Source organism: Roseateles sp. (assembly GCF_052436255.1).
GTDB lineage: Bacteria > Pseudomonadota > Gammaproteobacteria > Burkholderiales > Burkholderiaceae_C > Pelomonas.
Genome location: NZ_JBQVNP010000007.1, coordinates 15428 through 33272, shown reverse-complemented (window position 1 = coordinate 33272; position 17845 = coordinate 15428). Strand labels below are relative to the sequence as shown.

The window sequence follows — 17845 nt, the reverse complement described above, 5'->3', positions numbered from 1 at the left end:
ATGCTCGACCAGGCACTGCAGCAACTACCTCTCGTCGCCATCCTGCGCGGCGTCAAGCCCGACGAGGTCGAGGCCGTTGCCGACGCCCTCTACGCCGAAGGTTTCCGCGTCATCGAGGTGCCGCTGAACTCGCCCCAGGCCCTGGATTCGATCGGGCGGCTGGCGCGCCGCATGCCCGACGACGCGTTGATCGGTGCCGGCACGGTGCTCAGCGCCGACGCCGTGCGCGACGTGCAGGTCGCTGGCGGCCGGCTTATCGTCATGCCACATGCCGACGTGGCGGTCATCCGCGTGGCCAAGGCTCGCGGTCTGGCCTGCGTGCCGGGCGCGGCCACGCCGACCGAGGCGTTTGCGGCCCTGCAGGCCGGGGCCGATGCTCTCAAGCTGTTTCCAGCCGAGCTTGTCACGCCGACTGTGCTGAAGGCCATGCGCGCCGTGCTGCCGCGCGAGCTGCGGTTGCTGCCGGTGGGTGGCATCACGCCCGAGACCATGGCGGTCTATCGAAAGGCCGGCGCGGCCGGTTTCGGCCTGGGCTCGGCGCTGTACAGCCCCGGCATGAGCGCGACCGACGTGGCGACACGCGCGCGGGCCTTCACCCAGGCCTGGGCCAAGCCCTGACACGCAACGCGAGACAACAACATCCGGATACTTCCCATGACGCGCATGCTCACGCTGTGTGCGGGCCTGGCGCTGGCCGCCCTCGGCCACGCCGATGCCGACACCGTGCTCAAGCTCGACGCCCGCGCCGACACCCCGGCGCCGCAGACGGGCCATATCAAGCTCGGCACGGCGCGCGCGCCGAACGGCGAGACGCTGGCCGTCAACAACCAATACCTGCTGCGCGATGGCGGGCCTTGGCTGCCGGTCATGGGCGAGTATCACTACAGCCGCGCACCCGCCGCGCAATGGGATGCACAGCTGCGCCTGATGAAGGCCGCCGGCATCGACATCGTCGCCAGCTACGTGTTCTGGAACCACCACCAGGAGCAACCCGGCGCCTTCAACTGGCAGGGCAGCCGCGACCTGCGCCGCTTTGTCCAGCTGGCGCACGCCGCCGGCCTGCAGGTGGTCGTTCGCCTGGGCCCCTGGGTGCATGGCGAGGCGCGCTACGGCGGCATTCCCGACTGGGTCGTCGACGCCATGCCCACGCGCGGCAATGACGCCGAGTACCTCGGCCATGTCGAGCGCCTGTATGCGGAGATCGGCGCGCAGATCAAGGGCCTGCTGTGGAAGGACGGCGGCCCCGTCGTGGGCGTGCAGCTGGAGAACGAATACAACCTGCGCGGTCCCGGCCGCGGCGAGGAACACATCAGTGCGCTCAAACGCCTGGCCTTGAAGGCCGGCCTGGACGTGCCGCTCTACACCGTGACCGGCTGGGACGGCGCCGTCTATCCGTCCGGAGAGGTCATCCCCGTGTTTGGCGGTTACCCCGACGAACCCTGGGCCAAGAGCGAGAAGGAGCTGCCGCCCAAGGAGACGCACGCCTTCCGTTTCAACACCCGCGTCAGCGGCGACCTTGGCGCGCAGACCAAGTCGCACGGTGCTGGCACCGCGGAGACCGACAAGGACAAGGTGCCCTTCTTCGGTGCGGAATACGGCCCCGGCCTGCCGGCCATGTACCGCCGTCGCACACTGGTTTCGGCCGATGACGTCGCGTCCATGCTGCCGGTGCAGCTCGGCTCGGGCGTCAATCTGCTGGGCTACTACATGTTCCACGGCGGCCGCAACCCGGTGGGCGTGGGCGGCACGGGTCTGGAAGAAAGCACGCTAAGCGGCGGCTACAACGACACGCCGCGCATCAGCTACGACTTCCAGGCGCCGCTCGGGCCCGACGGCCAGCAGCGCCCGGTGCTGACCAAGCTGCGCCCCTTCCACTACTTCCTGCGCGACTACGGCGCCCGGCTGGCACCGATGATCGTGCGCCAGCCCGAGCAGGTGCCGGCCAACCCGGCCGACCTGCGGACGCTGCGCTGGTCGGTGCGCAGCCGCGGCGAGAGCGGCTTTGTGTTCGTCAACAACCATGTGCGGCAATACCCGATGCCGGCCCACACGGCGGTGCGCTTCGAGGTGAGGTTGCCCGGTGGCGCGCTGAGCCTGCCCAGCCGTCCGGTCGACATTCCCGACGGAGCCTATTTCATCTGGCCCATCAATATGGACCTGGACGGCGTGCTGCTGCGGCATGCCACGGCCCAACCGGTTGCGCGCCTGGACGCTGGTGCCCAAGGCATCGTCCATGTTTTCGCTGCCACTGCGGGTATCGACGCCGAGTTCGCGCTGCCCGAGGGCGTCAGGACCTGGGCGCCGGACGCCGGCACGCTGCATCAGATTGGCAGCACCGGCGGCCGCGCCGTCAGCGTCATGTTGTTGACGCCAGCGCAGCGGGATCAACTGCAGATCCTCGACCTGGCCGGCCAGCGCCGCCTCTTCTTCAGCGAGCAGCAGGCCTGGGTGGCCGACGGCAAGCTCCAGCTGCGCGGCACCGGCACGCAGCCGCTGCGCGCCGCCGTCTTCCCTGCCCTGCCCAGGCCGCGCGCCGTCGGCTTGCAGATCCACCAGGACGGCCTGCTGCAACGTCTGGAACTGGCTGCGGATGCGACGGCCGATCTGGCGCTGCAGATCCATGCCACGCGCGCGGCCGGCCATGCACCGCGCATCCTCAAGGGCGGCCTGGCCGGTGCAGCCGTGCAGCCCATTCCCGAGGCCTTTGCCACGGCCGCAACCTGGTCGTTGAAGTTGCCCGCCCGGCGCGCCCCGGCTGTCGAGGATGTGCTGCTGGAGGTGGACTTCGTGGGCGACATCGGCCGTGTCTTCCATGGCACGCGCATGCTGGATGACTGGTACTACAACGGCCAGCGCTGGCAGATCGGCCTGCGCCAGTTCGCCCTGACGCCGGGCGCCGAACTGCGCCTGGCCGTGCTGCCGCTGCGCGCCGACGCGCCCATCTACATCGACGCCGCGCACCGCCCGGCCTTTGCGGCGGGCCAGGCACAGATGGCCGAGTTGCGCGGTGCACGGCTGCTGCCGGTACGCCAGGTGAGCATCACGCCATGAGCGCAGCGCTGGCCGGCATGGCGCTGGAACTGGCATTGCCGCACGGCGCCGTGCTGGGCGAAGGGCTGCTGTGGCATGCCGGGCGCTGGTGGTGGACGGACATCGACGCCGCCACGCTGTTTTCATGGCAGCCCGGCGCGCCGCGGCCGCAGTTCTGCCGGCTGCCGGACCGGCTGGGCAGCTTTGCCCACTGCCGTTCGGGCCGCGTGCTGCTGGGCCTGGCCAAGCGCCTGGCGGTCGCCACGCTGGGCGACAAGCTCGAACTTGACCAGTTGTTGACGCTGGCGCCGGTGGACGCCGCCGAGCCGCGCACCCGCATCAACGATGGCCGCACCGACCGCAGTGGCTACTTTGTGTTCGGCACGATGAACGAGGCGAAGGACAAGCGCCAGATCGCCAGCTTCTACCAGTTCTCGCTGCGCCACGGGCTGCGCCGCCTGGCCCTGCCGGCGGTAGCGATTGCCAACAGCATCTGCTTCAGCCTGGACGGCCGCCGCATGTATTTCTGCGACACGCTGGCCCGGCGCATCCAGCAGTGCGATTACGACGCCGAGACAGCCCGGGTCGACAACCTGCGCCTGTTCGCGCCGATGGACGTGGCCGATGCCTGGCCCGATGGCTCGGTCATCGACGCCGAGGGCTGCCTGTGGAATGCGCAGTGGGGTGCCGGCCGTGTGGCACGCTACGACCCCGAGGGCCAGCTGATGGGCGTGATGACTGCCCCGGCGGAACACACCACCTGCCCTGCCATCGGCGGCCCGGGGCTGGACCAACTGATGCTGACCACCGCCCGCACGGCGCTGGGCCGCGAGGCGCTGACCGCGCAGCCGCTGTCCGGCAGCCTGTTCGGCCTGCGCCTGCCCAAGGCGCTGGGTGTACCTGACGCCCTGTTCGAAGATTGAAACAAGACTAGGAGACGACCATGAAGATGCAACGACGCGCACTCACCCTCGCCATGCTGGCCACCCCGTTCGCGCTGCACGCCGCCGAGCCCGTCAAGATCGGCTTCCTCGTCAAACAGGCCGAGGAACCCTGGTTCCAGGATGAGTGGCGCTATGCCGAGCAGGCCGCCAAGGACAAGGGTTTCACGCTGGTGAAGATCGGCATCCCGAACGGCGAGAAGATGATGGCTGCCATCGACAACCTGGCCGCGCAGAAGGCCGTCGGCTTCGTCATCTGCGCACCCGATGTCAAGCTCGGCGTGGCGGTCAATCGCGCGGCCAAGCGCCACAGGCTCAAGGTCATGTCGGTCGACGACCAGCTCGTCGACGGCGCCGGCAAGCCCATCGCCGACATCCCGCACATGGGCATCTCGGGCTACGAGATCGGCAAGCAGGTCGGCCAGGGCCTGCTGGCCGAGATCAAGGCGCGCGGCTGGAAGCTCGACGAGGTCGGCGTGCTGCGCGTTGCCTTCGACCAGCTGCCCACGGCGCGCGACCGCACGATGGGTGCTGTCGATGCGCTCAAGGCCGGCGGCATGCCGGTGGCCAACGTCATTGATGCGCCGCAGGCCAAGACCGACACCGAGAGCGCCTTCAATGCGGCCAACATCGCGTTCACGAAGAACGCCAAGTTCAAGCGCTGGGTGGCCTTCGGGCTCAACGACGAGGCGGCCTTGGGCGCCGTGCGCGCCGGCGAGGGCCGCGGCATCAGGCAGGACGCCATGCTGGCCATCGGCATCGGCGGCAGCCAGACCGCGCTGAACGAGTTCACCAAGGCCACGCCGACCGCCTTCTACGGCACGGTGCTGATCAGCCCCAAGCGCCATGGCTACGAGACCGCGGCGATGGTCTATGACTGGGCCACCCAGGGCAAGGCGCCCCCGCCCGTCACGCTGACCAGCGGCATCCTGATGACGCGCCAGAACCAGGCCGAACTGCGAAAGCAAATGGGTCTCTGAAATGGCCGCCCTGCAGTTCGACAACATCAGCAAGGTCTTCCCTGGCGTCAAGGCGCTGAACGGAGTGAGCTTCGTGGCGCAAGCCGGTCAGGTGATGGGCCTGCTCGGCGAGAACGGCGCGGGCAAGAGCACGCTGCTGAAGATCCTCGGCGGCCAGTACAAGCCCGACGGCGGCCGCTTGCTGATCGACGGCCAGGAGCGCCACTTCACGTCGGCCGGCGACGCCATCGCGTCCGGCATCGCCATCATTCATCAGGAGCTGCAGTACGTGGCCGAGCTGACGGTGGCCGAGAACGTGTTGCTGGGTCGGCTGCCGACGCGCTTCGGGCTCGTGGACCACAAGGCCGCGCGCCGGCTGGTGGCGGCGCAGCTGGCGTCCATCGGCGTTGACCTGGACCCGGCCGTGCGCCTGTCCGAGCTGTCCATCGCCCAGCGCCAGATGGTCGAGATCTGCAAGGCCGTCATGCAGGACGCCAAGGTCATTGCGTTTGATGAGCCCACCAGCAGCCTGTCGCACCGCGAGACCGAGATCCTGTTCCGGCTGGTCAGGCGCCTGCGGGCGGAGGGGCGCACACTCATCTACATCTCGCACCGGCTCGAGGAGCTGTACGAGTTGTGCGACGCCTGCACCATCTTTCGCGACGGCCGCAAGATCGTCACGCACGAGGCGATGGCCGAAGTGCCGCGCGAACGGCTGATTGCCGACATGGTCGGCCGCGAGCTGCAGGACATCTACGACTACCGCTCGCGCGGCCATGGCCCCGTGCGACTTGAAGCGCGCGGCCTGCACAGCGCCCGCCTGCCCGAGCCGCTGAGCTTCGGCGTGCGGGCTGGCGAGGTATTGGGCTTCTTCGGCCTGGTCGGCGCCGGCCGCAGCGAGCTGATGCGCCTGCTCTACGGCGCCGACCCACGCCGGGGCGGCGAGGTGCTGCTGGACGGCAAGTCGGTGCCCACCGCCGGCCCATCGGCGGCGATAGCCGCCGGCATCGTGCTGTGCCCCGAGGACCGCAAGGAGCAGGGCATCCTGGCGCACAGCTCGGTCGCCGAGAACATCAACATCAGCTGCCGCCGCCACGGCCTGCTGGGCGGGATTTTCCTGCGCCATGGCCAGGAGGCGCGCCGCGCCGACGACTTCATCCAGAAGCTGCGCATCAAGACGCCCCACCGCGAGCAGGAGATCCGCCTGCTGTCGGGCGGCAACCAGCAGAAAGTCATCCTGGCGCGCTGGCTGGCCGAGCCGGGACTGAAGGTGCTCATCCTCGACGAGCCGACGCGCGGCATCGACGTGGGCGCCAAGAATGAGATCTACAAGATCATCCACGACGTGGCAGCCTCGGGATGCTGCGTCATCGTCATCTCCAGCGAGCTGCCCGAGGTGCTGGGCATCACCGACCGTCTCATCGTCATGCGCGACGGCCGCATCAGCGGCGAGCTGGACCGCGCCAGCGCCAGCGAGACCGCCGCGCTGGCCTTGGCCCTTCCCGACGCTGCGCCGGTCGCGACCTTGTCCTGAAACAGAACTCAAAGGCAACCACAGAGGCACAGAGTCACAGAGACCATGCAGGACAGGTTCTTCTCCGTGCCTCCGTGCCTCTGTGGTTGCATTTCCCGACTTGCGATATGAACACGACCACCCTCACCCCACGCCCCGCCATGTCCACCACGTCCCGCGCCCTGCTCAAGGAACACAGCATGACGCTGGGCTATGGCCTGCTCTTCATCGTGCTGGCCTTCACTGTCGAGAACTTCTTCTCGGCCGCCAACATCACCGGCTTGCTGCTGTCGGTCGCGCAGATCGGCATGGTCGCCTGCACCATGATGTTCTGCCTGGCCTCGCGTGACTTCGACCTGTCCGTCGGCTCGACCATCGCTTTCGCCGGCGTGCTTGGCGCGATGGTGCTGGAGAGCACCGGCAGCGTACCCATCGCCGTCTTCGCCGGCCTGGCGGCAGGTGCGCTGATCGGCGCGGGCAACGGCGTGCTGATCGCCTACCTGCGTGTCAACGCGCTGATTGCCACGCTGGCCACCATGCTGATGGTGCGCGGCCTGGCCTTCATCGCATCGCAAGGCCAGGCGGTGGGGATCGCCGATGAAAGCTTCTTTGCGTTCGGCGACACCGTCGTGCTGGGCCTGCCGCTACCCATCTGGATGACGGTGGGCTGCTTCGTCATCTTCGGCGTGTTGCTCAACCACACGGTGTTCGGCCGCAATGCGCTCGCCATCGGCGGCAACCCCGAGGCCGCGCGGCTGGCGGGCGTGAAGGTCGAGCGACTGCGCGTATGGATCTTCCTGCTGCAAGGCTTGGTCGCCGCGCTGGCGGGCCTGATCCTGTCGGCCCGCATCACCAGCGGCCAGCCCAATGCGGCCACGGGCTTCGAGCTGGATGTCATCTCGGCCTGCGTACTGGGTGGCGTGTCGCTGGCCGGCGGCAAGGCGCGCATCTTCGGCGTCGTCGTCGGTGTGCTCATCATGGGCACGGTCGAGAACGTCATGAACCTGTTGAACGTGGATGCCTTCTACCAATACCTCGTGCGTGGCCTGATCCTGCTGGCAGCCGTGCTGCTGGACCAGCTCAAGACCCGCGGCGAGCGCCGGAACTGACGCCATGGCTCAACGCCTGCAAGGCAAGGTCGCGCTGGTGACCGGTTCCACCCAGGGCATCGGCAAGGCCGTGGCACGGCTGTTCGTCGCCGAGGGCGCCAAGGTCATCCTCAACGGCTTGGACACCGATGCCCACGGTGAGGCGCTGGTGGCCGAACTGGGCACCGACAAGGCGCTGTTCGTCGCCGCCGACATCGCCGACGAAGCCGCCGTGCAGGCCATGGCCGCGCGGGGCGCCGAACGCTTCGGCCCCGTCAGCGTGCTGATCAACAACGCCGGCATGAACGTCTTTGCCGAGCCGCTGGCGATGACCACCGCGCAATGGCAGCGCTGCTTCGCCGTGGACCTGGAAGGCGCCCTGCACTGCAGCCGCGCCGTGCTGCCCGGCATGCTGGCCGGTGGCGGCGGCAGCATCGTCAACATCGCCTCGGTGCACGGCCACCGCATCATTCCCAACACCTTTCCCTACCCCGTTGCCAAGCATGCGCTGATCGGCCTGAGCAAGGCGCTGGGCATCCAGTACGCGGCGCAAAACGTGCGGGTCAATTCGATCTCACCGGGCCTGATCCTGTCCGAGCGCATCGTCGAATGGCTGGCCAGCCTGACGCCGGAGCAGCGGCAGCAGCAGCTCGACCTGCTGCCGCCCAAGCGCATCGGCGAGCCCATCGAGGTTGCCTACACTGCCCTGTTCCTCGCCAGCGATGAGGCCCGCTTCATCAATGCCACCGACATCCTCATCGACGGGGGCCGGTCGCAGCTTTATCACGAATGACAGACCCACGCTCGGATCGCTTTGTCCGCTCCCACCTCAAGACTCGCCAACTGGTGCTGCTGGTGGAGCTGGGGCGGCACGGCTCGATCCTGCATGCCGCGCAGGCTGCCAACCTGACGCAGCCGGCTGCCTCCAAGCTGTTGGCGGACCTGGAGCATGCCCTCGGCGTGAAACTCTTCGAGCGCCTGCCGCGTGGCGTGGCGCCGACCTGGTATGGCGAGGTCATGATCCGCCGCGCCGGTGCGGCCCTGGCGGAGCTGGACGCCGGCCATCAGGAGGTCATGGAGCTGCTGTCTGGCCTGTCGGGCCGGGTCGCCGTCGGCGCCGTGCTCACGCCGTCCACCACCCTGCTGCCCGCCGCCATCACGTTGTTGAAGGCGCGCCAGCCGCGCGTGCACATCGCCATCTCGGTCGACACCAGCAAGCTGCTGATCCAGCACCTGCAAAGCGGTGAGCTGGACATCGTCATCGGCCGCGTGCTGGACAGCGAGTCTGCCGCCCAGCTCAGCTTCGAGCCGTTGACCGACGAGCCGCACTGCCTGGTGGTGCGTGCCGCGCATCCGCTGGCCCACCGGAGCGACCTCAGCCTGCCGGAGCTGGCACGCCAGAGCTGGATCCTGCCGCCGGGCGGCAGCATCCTGCGTGATCGCTTGACCGCGCTGTTCCTCTCCGCCGGCCTGGACCAGCCGCAGCAGACGGTCGAGACGCTGTCCCTGCCCGTCATCACCAGCCTGCTCGGGCAGTCCGACATGGTGTCGGCGCTGCCCGAGGAGCTGGTCAAACCCTATGTCGAGACGGGCCTGCTGACGGTGCTGAACTTCGACTTCGGCTTGCGCATGGACGCCTACGGCATCGTCACGCGGCGCGGCCACCAGCTGTCGCCGGGGGCCGACCTGATGCTGAACTGTCTGCGCGAGGAAGCCGCAAAGCGCCGTCTGGCCGGCCGCTGACGCCGGCGCCGCTATCCTTGCCCGGACCAGGCAACCGGGACCGCTTGACATGACTCACACCTGCGACGTCGCCATCATCGGCGCCGGCACCGCCGGCATGGCAGCCTATCGCGCCGCGCGCGTACACACCGAGCGTGTGCTGCTGATCGAGGCGGCCCATTACGGCACGACCTGCGCGCGCGTCGGCTGCATGCCCAGCAAGCTGCTGATCGCCGCGGCCGAGTCGGCCCAGGGGGTGCGCGAGGCGCATCGCTTCGGTGTGCAGGCCGAGCCGCCGCGCATCGACGGACGCGCCGTCATGCAGCGGGTGCGCGACGAACGCGACCGCTTCGTCGGCTTTGTGCAGGACACGGTCCATGGCTGGCCGGAGGCGACGCGGCTGTTCGGACGCGCGCGCTTTGCCGGCGCGGGCGTGTTGGACGTCGAGGGGCAGCGCGTCGCGGCCAAGGCCGTCGTCATCGCCACCGGCTCGCGGCCCTTTGTCCCGCCCGGCTGGCGTGAGCGCCTGGGCGCCAGGCTCATCGTCAATGACGATGTGTTCAACTGGGTCGACCTGCCGCGCTCGGCGGCCGTCGTCGGTGCCGGTGTGATCGGCCTGGAACTGGCCCTGGCCCTGCACAAGCTCGGCGTTCGGGTGCGCCTGTTCTCCCGCGGCGAGCGCGTCGGGCCGCTAACCGATCCCGAGCTGCAGAAGCTGTCGAGAACCATCTTTGCTGCGGAGCTGCCGTTGTCGTTGAACGCCACGCAGCTCGACCCCTTGCCGGATGGCGACCAGGTGCTTATCGGCGGAGAGCGTTTCGACACCCTGCTTTGCGCCGCTGGCCGCGAGCCCAATCTGGACGACCTCGGCCTGGACACCTTGGACCTGCCGCGAGACGACCAGGGCCGGCCGCTCGTCAACCGCCACACCAGCCAATGGGGCGGCACGCCTGTGTTCATCGCGGGCGATGCCACCGACGACCGGGCGCTGCTGCACGAGGCGTCGGACGCCGGCCGCATCGCTGGCGACAACGCCGCGCGCTGGCCCGATATGCACCACCGCCCGCGCCGCACACCGCTGAGCGTCGTCTTCAGCGAACCGCAGATCGCCCTGGCAGGCGCAAGTCATGCGGAACTGCTGGCAGACGGCAGCCACTTTGACACCGGCCGCGTCAGCTTTGCCAACCAGGGCCGCAGCCGCGTGATGCTGGTCAACCGCGGCGCGCTGCATGTCTATGCCGAGCGCAACACCGGCCGGCTGCTGGGCGCCGAGATGATCGGCCCGGCCGCCGAGCACCTTGGCCACCTGCTCGCCTGGAGCGTGCAGCGCGGCGACACGGTGCGACAGATGCTGGACTGCCCCTTCTATCACCCCGTCATCGAGGAAGGCCTGCGCACCGCGCTGCGCGAACTCCACAGCGACCTGCACCTGCCCGCGCCGCCGATCGAGAGCTGCATGGACTGCGACACCGAGGCCGAGGTGGGCGGCTAGGATCACGCCATGAAGAAGTTCGCCACCTGGAACGTCAACTCCCTCGCCGTCCGCCTGCCGCAGGTGCTGGACTGGCTGGCCGCCCACCCCGTCGATGCCCTGGTGCTGCAGGAGACCAAGCTCACCGACGACAAGTTCCCCACCATGGAAATCGGCGCGGCCGGCTACCAGGTGCAGTGGTTCGGCCAGAAGACCTACAACGGTGTCGCGCTGATCAGCCGCGAGCGGGCCGACGACGTCGTCAAGAACATCACCGGCTTTGCGGACGAGCAGGCACGCGTCATCGCTGGCACGGTAGGTGGCGTGCGCGTCATCGGCGGCTATTTCCCGAACGGGCAGGCGCCCGACAGCGACAAGTTCACCTACAAGATGAACTGGCTGACCGGCCTGCGCGGTTGGCTGATCGAGGAGATGAAGCAGCATCCGGAGCTGGTGCTGATGGGCGACTTCAACATCGCGCCCGAAGACCGCGACGTCCATGACCCCATCGCCTGGGCCGGCCAGATCCACTGCACGCCCGAAGAGCGCGAGCACTTCCAGCAGCTCATCAACCTGGGCCTGACGGATGCCTTCCGCCTCTTCGAGCAGCCGCCCAAGAGCTGGAGCTGGTGGGACTACCGCAACCTGGCCTTCCGCAAGAACCAGGGGCTGCGCATCGACCACATCCTCGTCAGCGCAGCGCTCAAGCCCCGCGTGACGGCCTGCGAGATCGACAAGCTGCCGCGCAAGAACGAGCGTCCCAGCGACCACGCGCCGGTCATCGTCACCCTCGACGGCTGATCGCGCGCCCCTGAGTTGAGTGCGGGCCGGTGGGTCGGCTCTTTCGACGGCGATTCAATCGCTCGCGTTTCGACAAACGCGCTGCTGCCAGAGGCCGATCCAGCGCCTGGCGTGGCGGATCAGATCGCGTCCAGATTCGCCTGCAGCCGTTCGAAGAAGCGGCCCACGTGCACGCCGTCGCACAGCGCATGGTGCACGTCCACGGCCACCGGCATCAGCAAGCGCCCGGCCGTTTCGGTGAAGCGGCCGAAGGCCACCTTGGGCCGGTCATCACCCTGGCCGCGCGCATGCGTGAACGCCGTGAAGGCCAGCCAGGGCAGCGCCGTCATGTGGACCAGCGTCTGTTCGCGCACCTCGCCCGGTTCGTCGACGGCGAACAGGTCGCCGCTGGCCTGGCGCACACGCGCGATGCCGGGTTTGGCCCGTGCGGCAAATGCGGCCAACGAGGGCTCGCGCGGCAGTGTCAGGAAGCCGAAGCTGCCGTCGTCACGCAACACGGTCGTGCTGGCGTGGATGACGGCGAACTCGCGCACGCCGTCGGCGGTCAGTGTCTGGTGCATCGCGTCGATGCCGTTGGCCGCCTCCAGCGCAGCATGGTGATAGGCCAGCCAGGGTGTCGCGCCATGGCGGGCGGCACGCTCGCGCAGCCCGCTCACGTCGACGGGCACGGTGACGCAGAAGGCTGGCTGGGCCATGCGCCGGAAATGTTCAAAGGCCGCGCGGCGCGGCCAGCTTTCGAGAGGAATGTCGCGGTCTTGCATGCACGCATGCTCGCACGGCCGGCAAAAAAGAAGCCCGGGGGCCGTGAGGCTGCCGGGCTCGAAGGAGTTGAACGTTGCTCGCGCGTCAGGCGCTCAGGTCGCCCAGCTGTGAGGGGCGCATGCCGAAGTCATAGAGCGCACGCTGCAATTCCTCGGCACGGTCCTCGCCGAGGTCGGCGAAGAGGCGGCTGTTGGGCGTACTTCGGATCTGGCCGATCTGGTTGTAGCCCAGCGTCTTGGCCCACGCCAAGGTGCGCGACGTCAGCGGCAGGCATTCGAGCGGAGCCTGGTCGGCAAGGCTCAAAAGCCGGGCATAGGTTTTGGCGGAGATGGACACGGCTTCAGGCCCGATGTGCGGGAAGTAGGTCGGGTCTAGATGCTGCGGTTCCAAGACGCCGAAAGATGCGGAGCTCGTTGTCTGGAGCTGGTCATCTTCAGTAGCCATGAACGGCTGCATCGAGGCGCCGAGCTTTCGCAGCTTCAGCAGCCGACGTAAGGCAAGCCAAGAATTTCATAGATGAATTTAATGAGTTCCATGTGGGGCTCCGGTGAAGTGCAGGACGAAATCTGATGTCCCGAACTGTCTCCGTTTTCGCTCCCCTAGAAACCTAGCAAGTCTTCCAGGTTGTAGAGAGAAACCCAGATCTAGAAAACCCCCGCCGCAACGCACTTGAGCACGGCTTGGTGCTTGGACGTGACCTCAAGCTTGCGCATTGCATTGCCCAGATGGAAGTTCACGGTCTTCTCGCTCATGCCGAGAATCACACTCGCTTCCCAGGCCGTCTTGCCCTGAGCTGTCCAGCTGAGCACGTCGAGTTCGCGCTTGGTCAGTCTGGGAAATTCACGGCTAGTGAGCTTGAGCGTAAGCAGTCGGTCAGCGGCCACCATTGCATGGGAAGCAAGCAACTGCAGCCCACCTATCAGTTGCGTCAACCCTTCACCGGAGGAAGGAAGTGCTTCGTCGCGGTCCACCCCGAGCACGAAAGTCTTGTCCCCCGGAAGGTGTAGCTTGACGCCGATGCCGGTCTTGTAGCCATACGGGGCCTGGGCCTCCCAAAGTTCGCCAGCGCTGGCTGCAACGTAGGTGCCCTGGTCGTAAACCACAGGCAGCGCATGGTTCAAAAGCCGGTCAAGCACAGGATCGCGAATCGCTTTGGCCGCGTCGCTATAAGCCTCTGAGTGGCCCTCTGGCGTGTTACCGAAGGAACGTCCCTCAACGCCGCTGGCGGTCAACTGCCCGCGCATCAAAGCGCCCGAGATGATCGGAAACCCCATCGCATCCGCCGTCGCCACAAGCCGGCGCTCGAAGCTCGCGAAGTCCTCGCTCAAGCCGACATCGATCAGCTGCTGATAGTTCATTTCGGGCTTACCCATACCTGCCAAGTCTGCCAGCTTGTTCCTCATTGCACGTGAACAGAGACTGCCTCCACGTTGAAACCCACGACCCCGAGGTAATGTTCATGCCGACCTTGATCAAGCTGCCCGAGGGCAGTGTCTGCTGGCCCGTTGCGGCCTTGTCCAGCGCCGCACAGGATGTCCGTCACGCCCAAACCAGCGTGCACCGTCACCGCAGCAGCGAGCGGCCGACCGCAGGCACGACGCGCTGGGAGCGTTCGTATGCCGATGCGCGCGCCTGGGTGGAGTGGGACTGGGTCGAAGTGGGTGAAGGCACCGTCGTGCAGGTCGATCCCCTCAACGTCCGTTCCAACGTGCTGCTGCTGGATGACCACAACCGACCGCTGCTGTCGTCCCGGCGCCGCGCGACGCTGGCCACCTTGGTCTACCTGCTGCCTTGGCAGGGGCCGGTGCTGGACAAGCTGCGCCTGACCGAACCATCACATCGCAACGGGTTGCCGGCAGAGCGCCTGGCGGCCTGAACCTCGGCGACAGCGCGCGCCGGCGCGCTTGCGCAGAATCGGCGGCTCGTTCATCTCCGTCGCCACCATGAGCCCCACCGCCTCCGAAGACATCCTCGCGCAATGGCAAGCCGATGAAGCCGCGCTGCGCGCCATCCCTCGCCCCGAGCCGGGCGTCGCGGCCCGCACGCTGATGGCAGGCAAGACCGGCCTGCAGCAAATGCAGGCGCTGATCGACGGCGAAGGCCCCGCGGCGCCGATCAGCCAGACGCTGGACTTCTTACTGGTCTCGGTGGCCGACGGCGAGGCCATCTTCCAGGGCCGCCCTCAGTTCAAGCACTACAACCCGCTGGGCAGCGTGCACGGCGGCTGGTTCGCGACACTGCTGGACTCGGCGTTGGGCTGCGCGGTGCATACAACGCTGCCGACGGGCCGCAGCTACACGACGCTGGAGTTCAAGGTCAACCTGGTGCGGGCGCTGAACGACAGCGTGCCGCTGGTGCGCGCCATCGGCCGCGTCGTGCACCGCGGGCGGCAAGTCACAACGGCAGAGGCCGACCTTGTCGGCCATGACGGCAGGCTCTACGCGCACGCGTCGACGACCTGTCTGCTCTTCGATCTGCCCGCCTAGACCCGTTCCAGCCTGGCGTGCGGCAGCGGCGGAAGACGCACACTGATCGTGTCTCCCGGGCGCACGACACCACCGGCCAGCACCACGCTCATGGCGCCGGCCTTGCGCACGAGTTCGCCGTTCGCAGCCTTGCCGACGACCGCCCTCAGCAGGCCGGTCTCGAAGTTCTCGATCTGCGGGCAAGGGTTGCGCAGGCCTGTCAGGCGCAGCACGACCTCGCCGCCGATGTGCAGTTCCGTATCGCGCGGCAAGGCCAGCAAGTCGATGCCGCGCGTGGTCAGGTTCTCGCCCAGCTTGCCCGGCTGCACGCCGAAGCCGCGTCGGGCGAGCTCGTCGAACAGCTCGCCCTGGATCAGGTGCACCTGGCGCAGGTTCGGCTGCGTCGGGTCCTTGGCAACGCGCGAGCGGTGCTTGACCGTCACGCCGCAATGGGTGTCACCGGCTACGCCCTGCCCTGCAATGAGCTGCAGTTCGGCTTGCGCGAACTTGGAGAAGCTGTGCGTCGCGCTGGCCCACACGGCCGCGACGACAGCCGCCGTCATGCGCGCAACGCAGCGGCCTCGGCGGCCAGTTGGGTGATGCGCGCCCAGCCCTTGGCGTCGACCGCGTCCTGCGGCGTCAGCCAGGAGCCGCCGCAGACCTTGACGTTGGGCAGCTTCAGGAACTGCGGCGCCGTCTCCAGCGAGATGCCGCCGGTCGGGCAGAAGGCCACGTCCGGGAAGGGCCCGGCCAGCGACTTCAACAGGTTGACGCCGCCGACTGCGACGGCCGGAAACAGCTTCAGGAAGCTGAAGCCCGCCGCGTTGGCCGTCATGACCTCCGAGGCCGTCGACACGCCCGGCAGCAGCGGCAGGCCCGTGGTCTTGCAGGCCTCAGCCAGTGCGTCGGTGTAGCCGGGGCTGACGCCAAACTGGCAGCCGGCGTTCCTGGCGTTGGTCACGTCGGTGGGGGTACGCAACGTGCCGGCGCCGACGATGGCGCCCGGCACCTTGGCCATGACTTCCATCGCCTGCAACGCGACAGGAGTGCGCAGCGTCACCTCGAGCACGCGCACGCCGCCGGCGACCAGCGCCTCGGCCAACGGCACGGCGTCCTCCAGGCGCTGGATGACGATGACGGGAATGACGGGGCCGTGGCTGGCCAGGCTCAGGGTTTCAAGCATGCTTTGGATCTCACAACCAGGTGACAGCGCCTTCTTCGGCGCTCAGGGCATTGCGGCGCATGCCGGCGAAGAGTTCACGGCCGAGGCCGTGTGCGTTGACCTCGGCTTCGGCCGGGTCGAGCGTCGCGGTCTGGCGCGCGGCCCAATCGGCCTCGCTGACGAGGGCCTGCAGACTGCCGGTCAGGGCGCACAGTCGCACGACATCGCCGTCACGCAGCCGGGCCAGCGGGCCACCGGCAAGGGCTTCGGGGCTGACGTGGATGGCGGCAGGCACCTTGCCCGACGCGCCGCTCATGCGGCCATCGGTGACCAGGGCGACCTTGAAGCCCTTGCCTTGCAGCACGGCCAGCGGCGGTGTCAGCTTGTGCAGCTCGGGCATGCCATTGGCATGCGGGCCCTGGAAGCGCACGACGACGATGACATCGCGCTCCAGCTCACCGTTCTTGAAGGCGTTGAGCATGGCTTCCTGCGTCGTGAAGATGCGGCAGGGTGCTTCGACCGTGTGGCGGTCCTCGGGCACGGCCGAGACCTTGATCACGGCACGGCCGAGGTTGCCGTCCAGCAGCTTGAGGCCACCTGTCGCACTGAACGGCGCGGTCGCCGTGCGCACCACGCTGTCGTCAGGGCTGACGGCCGGCAAAGCCTCGCGCACGACCTCACCGCCCTGCCCCACCGCATGCGGCACGAAGCTGTAGGGGCGCAGGCTGTCGCCAGCGACCGAGAGGACGTCCTCGTGCATGAGGCCGGCGTCCAGCAGCTCGCGAATGACGAAGCCGGGGCCGCCAGCGGCCTGGAACTGGTTCACGTCGGCGCTGCCGTTCGGATAGACGCGTGACAGCAGCGGCACGGCGGCCGACAGGTCGGAGAAGTCGGTCCAATTGATCAGGATGCCGGCCGAGCGTGCGACGGCGACCCAGTGGATGAGGTGATTGGTCGAGCCGCCCGTGGCCAGCAAGGCGGCCATCGCGTTGACGATGCAGCGCTCGTCGACGATGTGGCCGATGGGCTTGGCCGCATGCCCCTCGATGCGGCCGCTGATCCTTAGCGCCGTGGCGACGGCCTCCCGTGTCAGCGCCGCGCGCAGGTCGTCATGCGGGTGCACGAAGGCGCTGCCTGGCGTGTGCAGGCCCATGGCTTCCAGCAGCATCTGGTTGCTGTTGGCGGTGCCGTAGAAGGTGCAGGTGCCGGCGCCGTGGTAGGCGGCGGACTCGCTCTTGAGCAGCTCGTCGCGCCCGACCTTGCCCTGGGCATAGAGCTCGCGAACCTTGCCTTTGTCGCTGTTGGAGATGCCCGTGCTCATCGGCCCGGCCGGCACGAAGACGCAGGGCAGATGACCGAAGTGCAACGCGCCGATCAGCAGGCCCGGCACGATCTTGTCGCAGATGCCCAGCAGCAGCGCTGCGTCGAACACGTCGTGCGTCAGCGCGACGGCCGTACCCATGGCGATGGTGTCACGCGAGAACAGGCTCAGCTCCATGCCGGGGAGGCCCTGGGTGACACCGTCGCACATGGCCGGCACGCCGCCGGCCACCTGCACCGTGGCGCCCAGGCGGTGGGCCTCGGCGCGGATCTGCTCGGGGTAGCCTTCGTAGGGCTGGTGTGCCGACAACATGTCGTTGTAGGCGGTGACGATGCCCAGATGCGGCGCCTTCTCGGCCACGATACGCAGCTTATCGTTGGCTGGCAGGGCCGCGACGGCATGGGCGACGTTGGCGCAGCCCATGCGCTCGAAGCCGCGCTGGCGGCCACCCAGCTTGGCGATGCGGGCCAGGTAGTCGCCGCGCAGCTTGGCGCTGCGTTCGCGGATGCGGTCGGTGACGGCGATGAGTGTGGGATTCATGATGTGCCTCCGGGGGGCTCGTTGACGTAACCGACCCTTGGGAATTTAGGTAACCATATTACTTTGTCAT

At 68.1% G+C, this 17845-nt stretch carries 18 protein-coding genes; 12 read left to right on the top strand and 6 right to left on the bottom strand.

From position 1 onward, the window contains the following. The 10 genes from ACT6S0_RS03180 (at position 1) to xth (ending at position 11525) form a co-directional block, all read left to right on the top strand. Positions 1–618, top strand: a complete 618-nt coding sequence (locus tag ACT6S0_RS03180) for a 2-dehydro-3-deoxy-6-phosphogalactonate aldolase (protein WP_444762468.1) — start codon at positions 1–3, stop codon at positions 616–618. Between the two features lie 36 nt (positions 619–654). Then, positions 655–3051 carry a beta-galactosidase gene (locus tag ACT6S0_RS03175; protein WP_444762467.1) on the top strand — a complete coding sequence of 799 codons (2397 nt, stop codon included), beginning with the start codon at positions 655–657 and terminating at the stop codon, positions 3049–3051. Then, positions 3048–3953 carry an SMP-30/gluconolactonase/LRE family protein gene (locus ACT6S0_RS03170; protein WP_444762466.1) on the top strand — a complete coding sequence of 302 codons (906 nt, stop codon included), beginning with the start codon at positions 3048–3050 and terminating at the stop codon, positions 3951–3953. Before ACT6S0_RS03175 ends, ACT6S0_RS03170 begins: the two co-directional genes overlap by 4 nt. Before the next feature lie 26 nt (positions 3954–3979). Further along, positions 3980–4951 (top strand): arabinose ABC transporter substrate-binding protein, encoded by a 972-nt coding sequence (locus ACT6S0_RS03165; protein ID WP_444762523.1) that lies wholly within the window; start codon positions 3980–3982, stop codon positions 4949–4951. A gap of 1 nt (position 4952) precedes the next feature. Next, the gene (gene araG, locus ACT6S0_RS03160; RefSeq protein WP_444762465.1) at positions 4953–6464 is read left to right on the top strand and encodes an L-arabinose ABC transporter ATP-binding protein AraG; all 1512 of its coding nucleotides are present in this window, start codon (positions 4953–4955) and stop codon (positions 6462–6464) included. 179 nt (positions 6465–6643) lie between these two features. After that, on the top strand, positions 6644–7552 hold the full coding sequence (araH, locus tag ACT6S0_RS03155) for an L-arabinose ABC transporter permease AraH (RefSeq protein WP_444762522.1): 909 nt from the start codon (positions 6644–6646) through the stop codon (positions 7550–7552). 4 nt (positions 7553–7556) lie between these two features. Next, positions 7557–8324 carry an SDR family oxidoreductase gene (locus tag ACT6S0_RS03150; RefSeq protein ID WP_444762464.1) on the top strand — a complete coding sequence of 256 codons (768 nt, stop codon included), beginning with the start codon at positions 7557–7559 and terminating at the stop codon, positions 8322–8324. Continuing rightward, a complete protein-coding gene (locus ACT6S0_RS03145) occupies positions 8321–9274 on the top strand; it encodes a LysR family transcriptional regulator (RefSeq protein ID WP_444762463.1) in 954 nt (317 codons plus the stop codon). Before ACT6S0_RS03150 ends, ACT6S0_RS03145 begins: the two co-directional genes overlap by 4 nt. 49 nt (positions 9275–9323) lie before the next feature. Then, positions 9324–10745 carry a dihydrolipoyl dehydrogenase gene (locus ACT6S0_RS03140; protein ID WP_444762462.1) on the top strand — a complete coding sequence of 474 codons (1422 nt, stop codon included), beginning with the start codon at positions 9324–9326 and terminating at the stop codon, positions 10743–10745. Positions 10746–10754: 9 nt separating this feature from the next. Then, complete coding sequence (gene xth / locus ACT6S0_RS03135) at positions 10755–11525, top strand: exodeoxyribonuclease III (RefSeq protein ID WP_444762461.1); 771 nt, start codon at positions 10755–10757, stop codon at positions 11523–11525. A 119-nt stretch (positions 11526–11644) separates the two neighbouring features. Here xth and ACT6S0_RS03130 read toward each other — a convergent pair whose 3' ends face one another. The 3 genes from ACT6S0_RS03130 to ACT6S0_RS03120 form a co-directional block, all read right to left on the bottom strand. Then, on the bottom strand, positions 11645–12286 hold the full coding sequence (locus ACT6S0_RS03130) for a CatA-like O-acetyltransferase (protein WP_444762460.1): 642 nt from the start codon (positions 12284–12286) through the stop codon (positions 11645–11647). An 85-nt stretch (positions 12287–12371) separates the two neighbouring features. Beyond that, positions 12372–12623 (bottom strand): hypothetical protein, encoded by a 252-nt coding sequence (locus ACT6S0_RS03125; RefSeq protein WP_444762459.1) that lies wholly within the window; start codon positions 12621–12623, stop codon positions 12372–12374. Between the two features lie 308 nt (positions 12624–12931). Continuing rightward, entirely contained in the window at positions 12932–13690 is a 759-nt protein-coding gene (locus ACT6S0_RS03120; RefSeq protein WP_444762458.1) for a helix-turn-helix transcriptional regulator, read from the bottom strand. A gap of 56 nt (positions 13691–13746) precedes the next feature. Here ACT6S0_RS03120 and ACT6S0_RS03115 point away from each other — a divergent pair, with 56 nt between their 5' ends. Together ACT6S0_RS03115 and ACT6S0_RS03110 are read left to right on the top strand one after the other, a co-directional pair. Beyond that, complete coding sequence (locus ACT6S0_RS03115) at positions 13747–14163, top strand: DUF4902 domain-containing protein (protein ID WP_444762457.1); 417 nt, start codon at positions 13747–13749, stop codon at positions 14161–14163. A 67-nt stretch (positions 14164–14230) separates the two neighbouring features. Further along, the gene (locus tag ACT6S0_RS03110; protein WP_444762456.1) at positions 14231–14773 is read left to right on the top strand and encodes a PaaI family thioesterase; all 543 of its coding nucleotides are present in this window, start codon (positions 14231–14233) and stop codon (positions 14771–14773) included. Here ACT6S0_RS03110 and ACT6S0_RS03105 read toward each other — a convergent pair. The 3 genes from ACT6S0_RS03105 to edd are packed head-to-tail and all read right to left on the bottom strand — an operon-like array spanning position 14770 to position 17775. Further along, positions 14770–15315 (bottom strand): MOSC domain-containing protein, encoded by a 546-nt coding sequence (locus tag ACT6S0_RS03105; protein ID WP_444762455.1) that lies wholly within the window; start codon positions 15313–15315, stop codon positions 14770–14772. The genes ACT6S0_RS03110 and ACT6S0_RS03105 overlap by 4 nt on opposite strands. Continuing rightward, positions 15312–15935, bottom strand: a complete 624-nt coding sequence (gene eda / locus ACT6S0_RS03100) for a bifunctional 4-hydroxy-2-oxoglutarate aldolase/2-dehydro-3-deoxy-phosphogluconate aldolase (protein ID WP_444762454.1) — start codon at positions 15933–15935, stop codon at positions 15312–15314. The genes ACT6S0_RS03105 and eda overlap by 4 nt, the downstream gene beginning before the upstream one ends. Positions 15936–15945: 10 nt before the next feature. After that, the gene (gene edd / locus ACT6S0_RS03095; RefSeq protein WP_444762453.1) at positions 15946–17775 is read right to left on the bottom strand and encodes a phosphogluconate dehydratase; all 1830 of its coding nucleotides are present in this window, start codon (positions 17773–17775) and stop codon (positions 15946–15948) included. Positions 17776–17845: the final 70 nt, after the last annotated feature.

What these genes read in the sequence shown, in the direction of transcription:
- ACT6S0_RS03180 (WP_444762468.1), top strand. Translation starts at nt 1, where the DNA reads ATGCTCGACCAGGCACTGCAGCAACTACCTCTCGTCGCCATCCTGCGC.
- ACT6S0_RS03175 (WP_444762467.1), top strand. Translation starts at nt 655, where the DNA reads ATGACGCGCATGCTCACGCTGTGTGCGGGCCTGGCGCTGGCCGCCCTC.
- ACT6S0_RS03170 (WP_444762466.1), top strand. Translation starts at nt 3,048, where the DNA reads ATGAGCGCAGCGCTGGCCGGCATGGCGCTGGAACTGGCATTGCCGCAC.
- ACT6S0_RS03165 (WP_444762523.1), top strand. Translation starts at nt 3,980, where the DNA reads ATGCAACGACGCGCACTCACCCTCGCCATGCTGGCCACCCCGTTCGCG.
- araG (WP_444762465.1), top strand. Translation starts at nt 4,953, where the DNA reads ATGGCCGCCCTGCAGTTCGACAACATCAGCAAGGTCTTCCCTGGCGTC.
- araH (WP_444762522.1), top strand. Translation starts at nt 6,644, where the DNA reads ATGACGCTGGGCTATGGCCTGCTCTTCATCGTGCTGGCCTTCACTGTC.
- ACT6S0_RS03150 (WP_444762464.1), top strand. Translation starts at nt 7,557, where the DNA reads ATGGCTCAACGCCTGCAAGGCAAGGTCGCGCTGGTGACCGGTTCCACC.
- ACT6S0_RS03145 (WP_444762463.1), top strand. Translation starts at nt 8,321, where the DNA reads ATGACAGACCCACGCTCGGATCGCTTTGTCCGCTCCCACCTCAAGACT.
- ACT6S0_RS03140 (WP_444762462.1), top strand. Translation starts at nt 9,324, where the DNA reads ATGACTCACACCTGCGACGTCGCCATCATCGGCGCCGGCACCGCCGGC.
- xth (WP_444762461.1), top strand. Translation starts at nt 10,755, where the DNA reads ATGAAGAAGTTCGCCACCTGGAACGTCAACTCCCTCGCCGTCCGCCTG.
- ACT6S0_RS03130 (WP_444762460.1), bottom strand. Translation starts at nt 12,286, where the DNA reads ATGCAAGACCGCGACATTCCTCTCGAAAGCTGGCCGCGCCGCGCGGCC.
- ACT6S0_RS03120 (WP_444762458.1), bottom strand. Translation starts at nt 13,690, where the DNA reads ATGAGGAACAAGCTGGCAGACTTGGCAGGTATGGGTAAGCCCGAAATG.
- ACT6S0_RS03115 (WP_444762457.1), top strand. Translation starts at nt 13,747, where the DNA reads ATGCCGACCTTGATCAAGCTGCCCGAGGGCAGTGTCTGCTGGCCCGTT.
- ACT6S0_RS03110 (WP_444762456.1), top strand. Translation starts at nt 14,231, where the DNA reads ATGAGCCCCACCGCCTCCGAAGACATCCTCGCGCAATGGCAAGCCGAT.
- ACT6S0_RS03105 (WP_444762455.1), bottom strand. Translation starts at nt 15,315, where the DNA reads ATGACGGCGGCTGTCGTCGCGGCCGTGTGGGCCAGCGCGACGCACAGC.
- eda (WP_444762454.1), bottom strand. Translation starts at nt 15,935, where the DNA reads ATGCTTGAAACCCTGAGCCTGGCCAGCCACGGCCCCGTCATTCCCGTC.
- edd (WP_444762453.1), bottom strand. Translation starts at nt 17,775, where the DNA reads ATGAATCCCACACTCATCGCCGTCACCGACCGCATCCGCGAACGCAGC.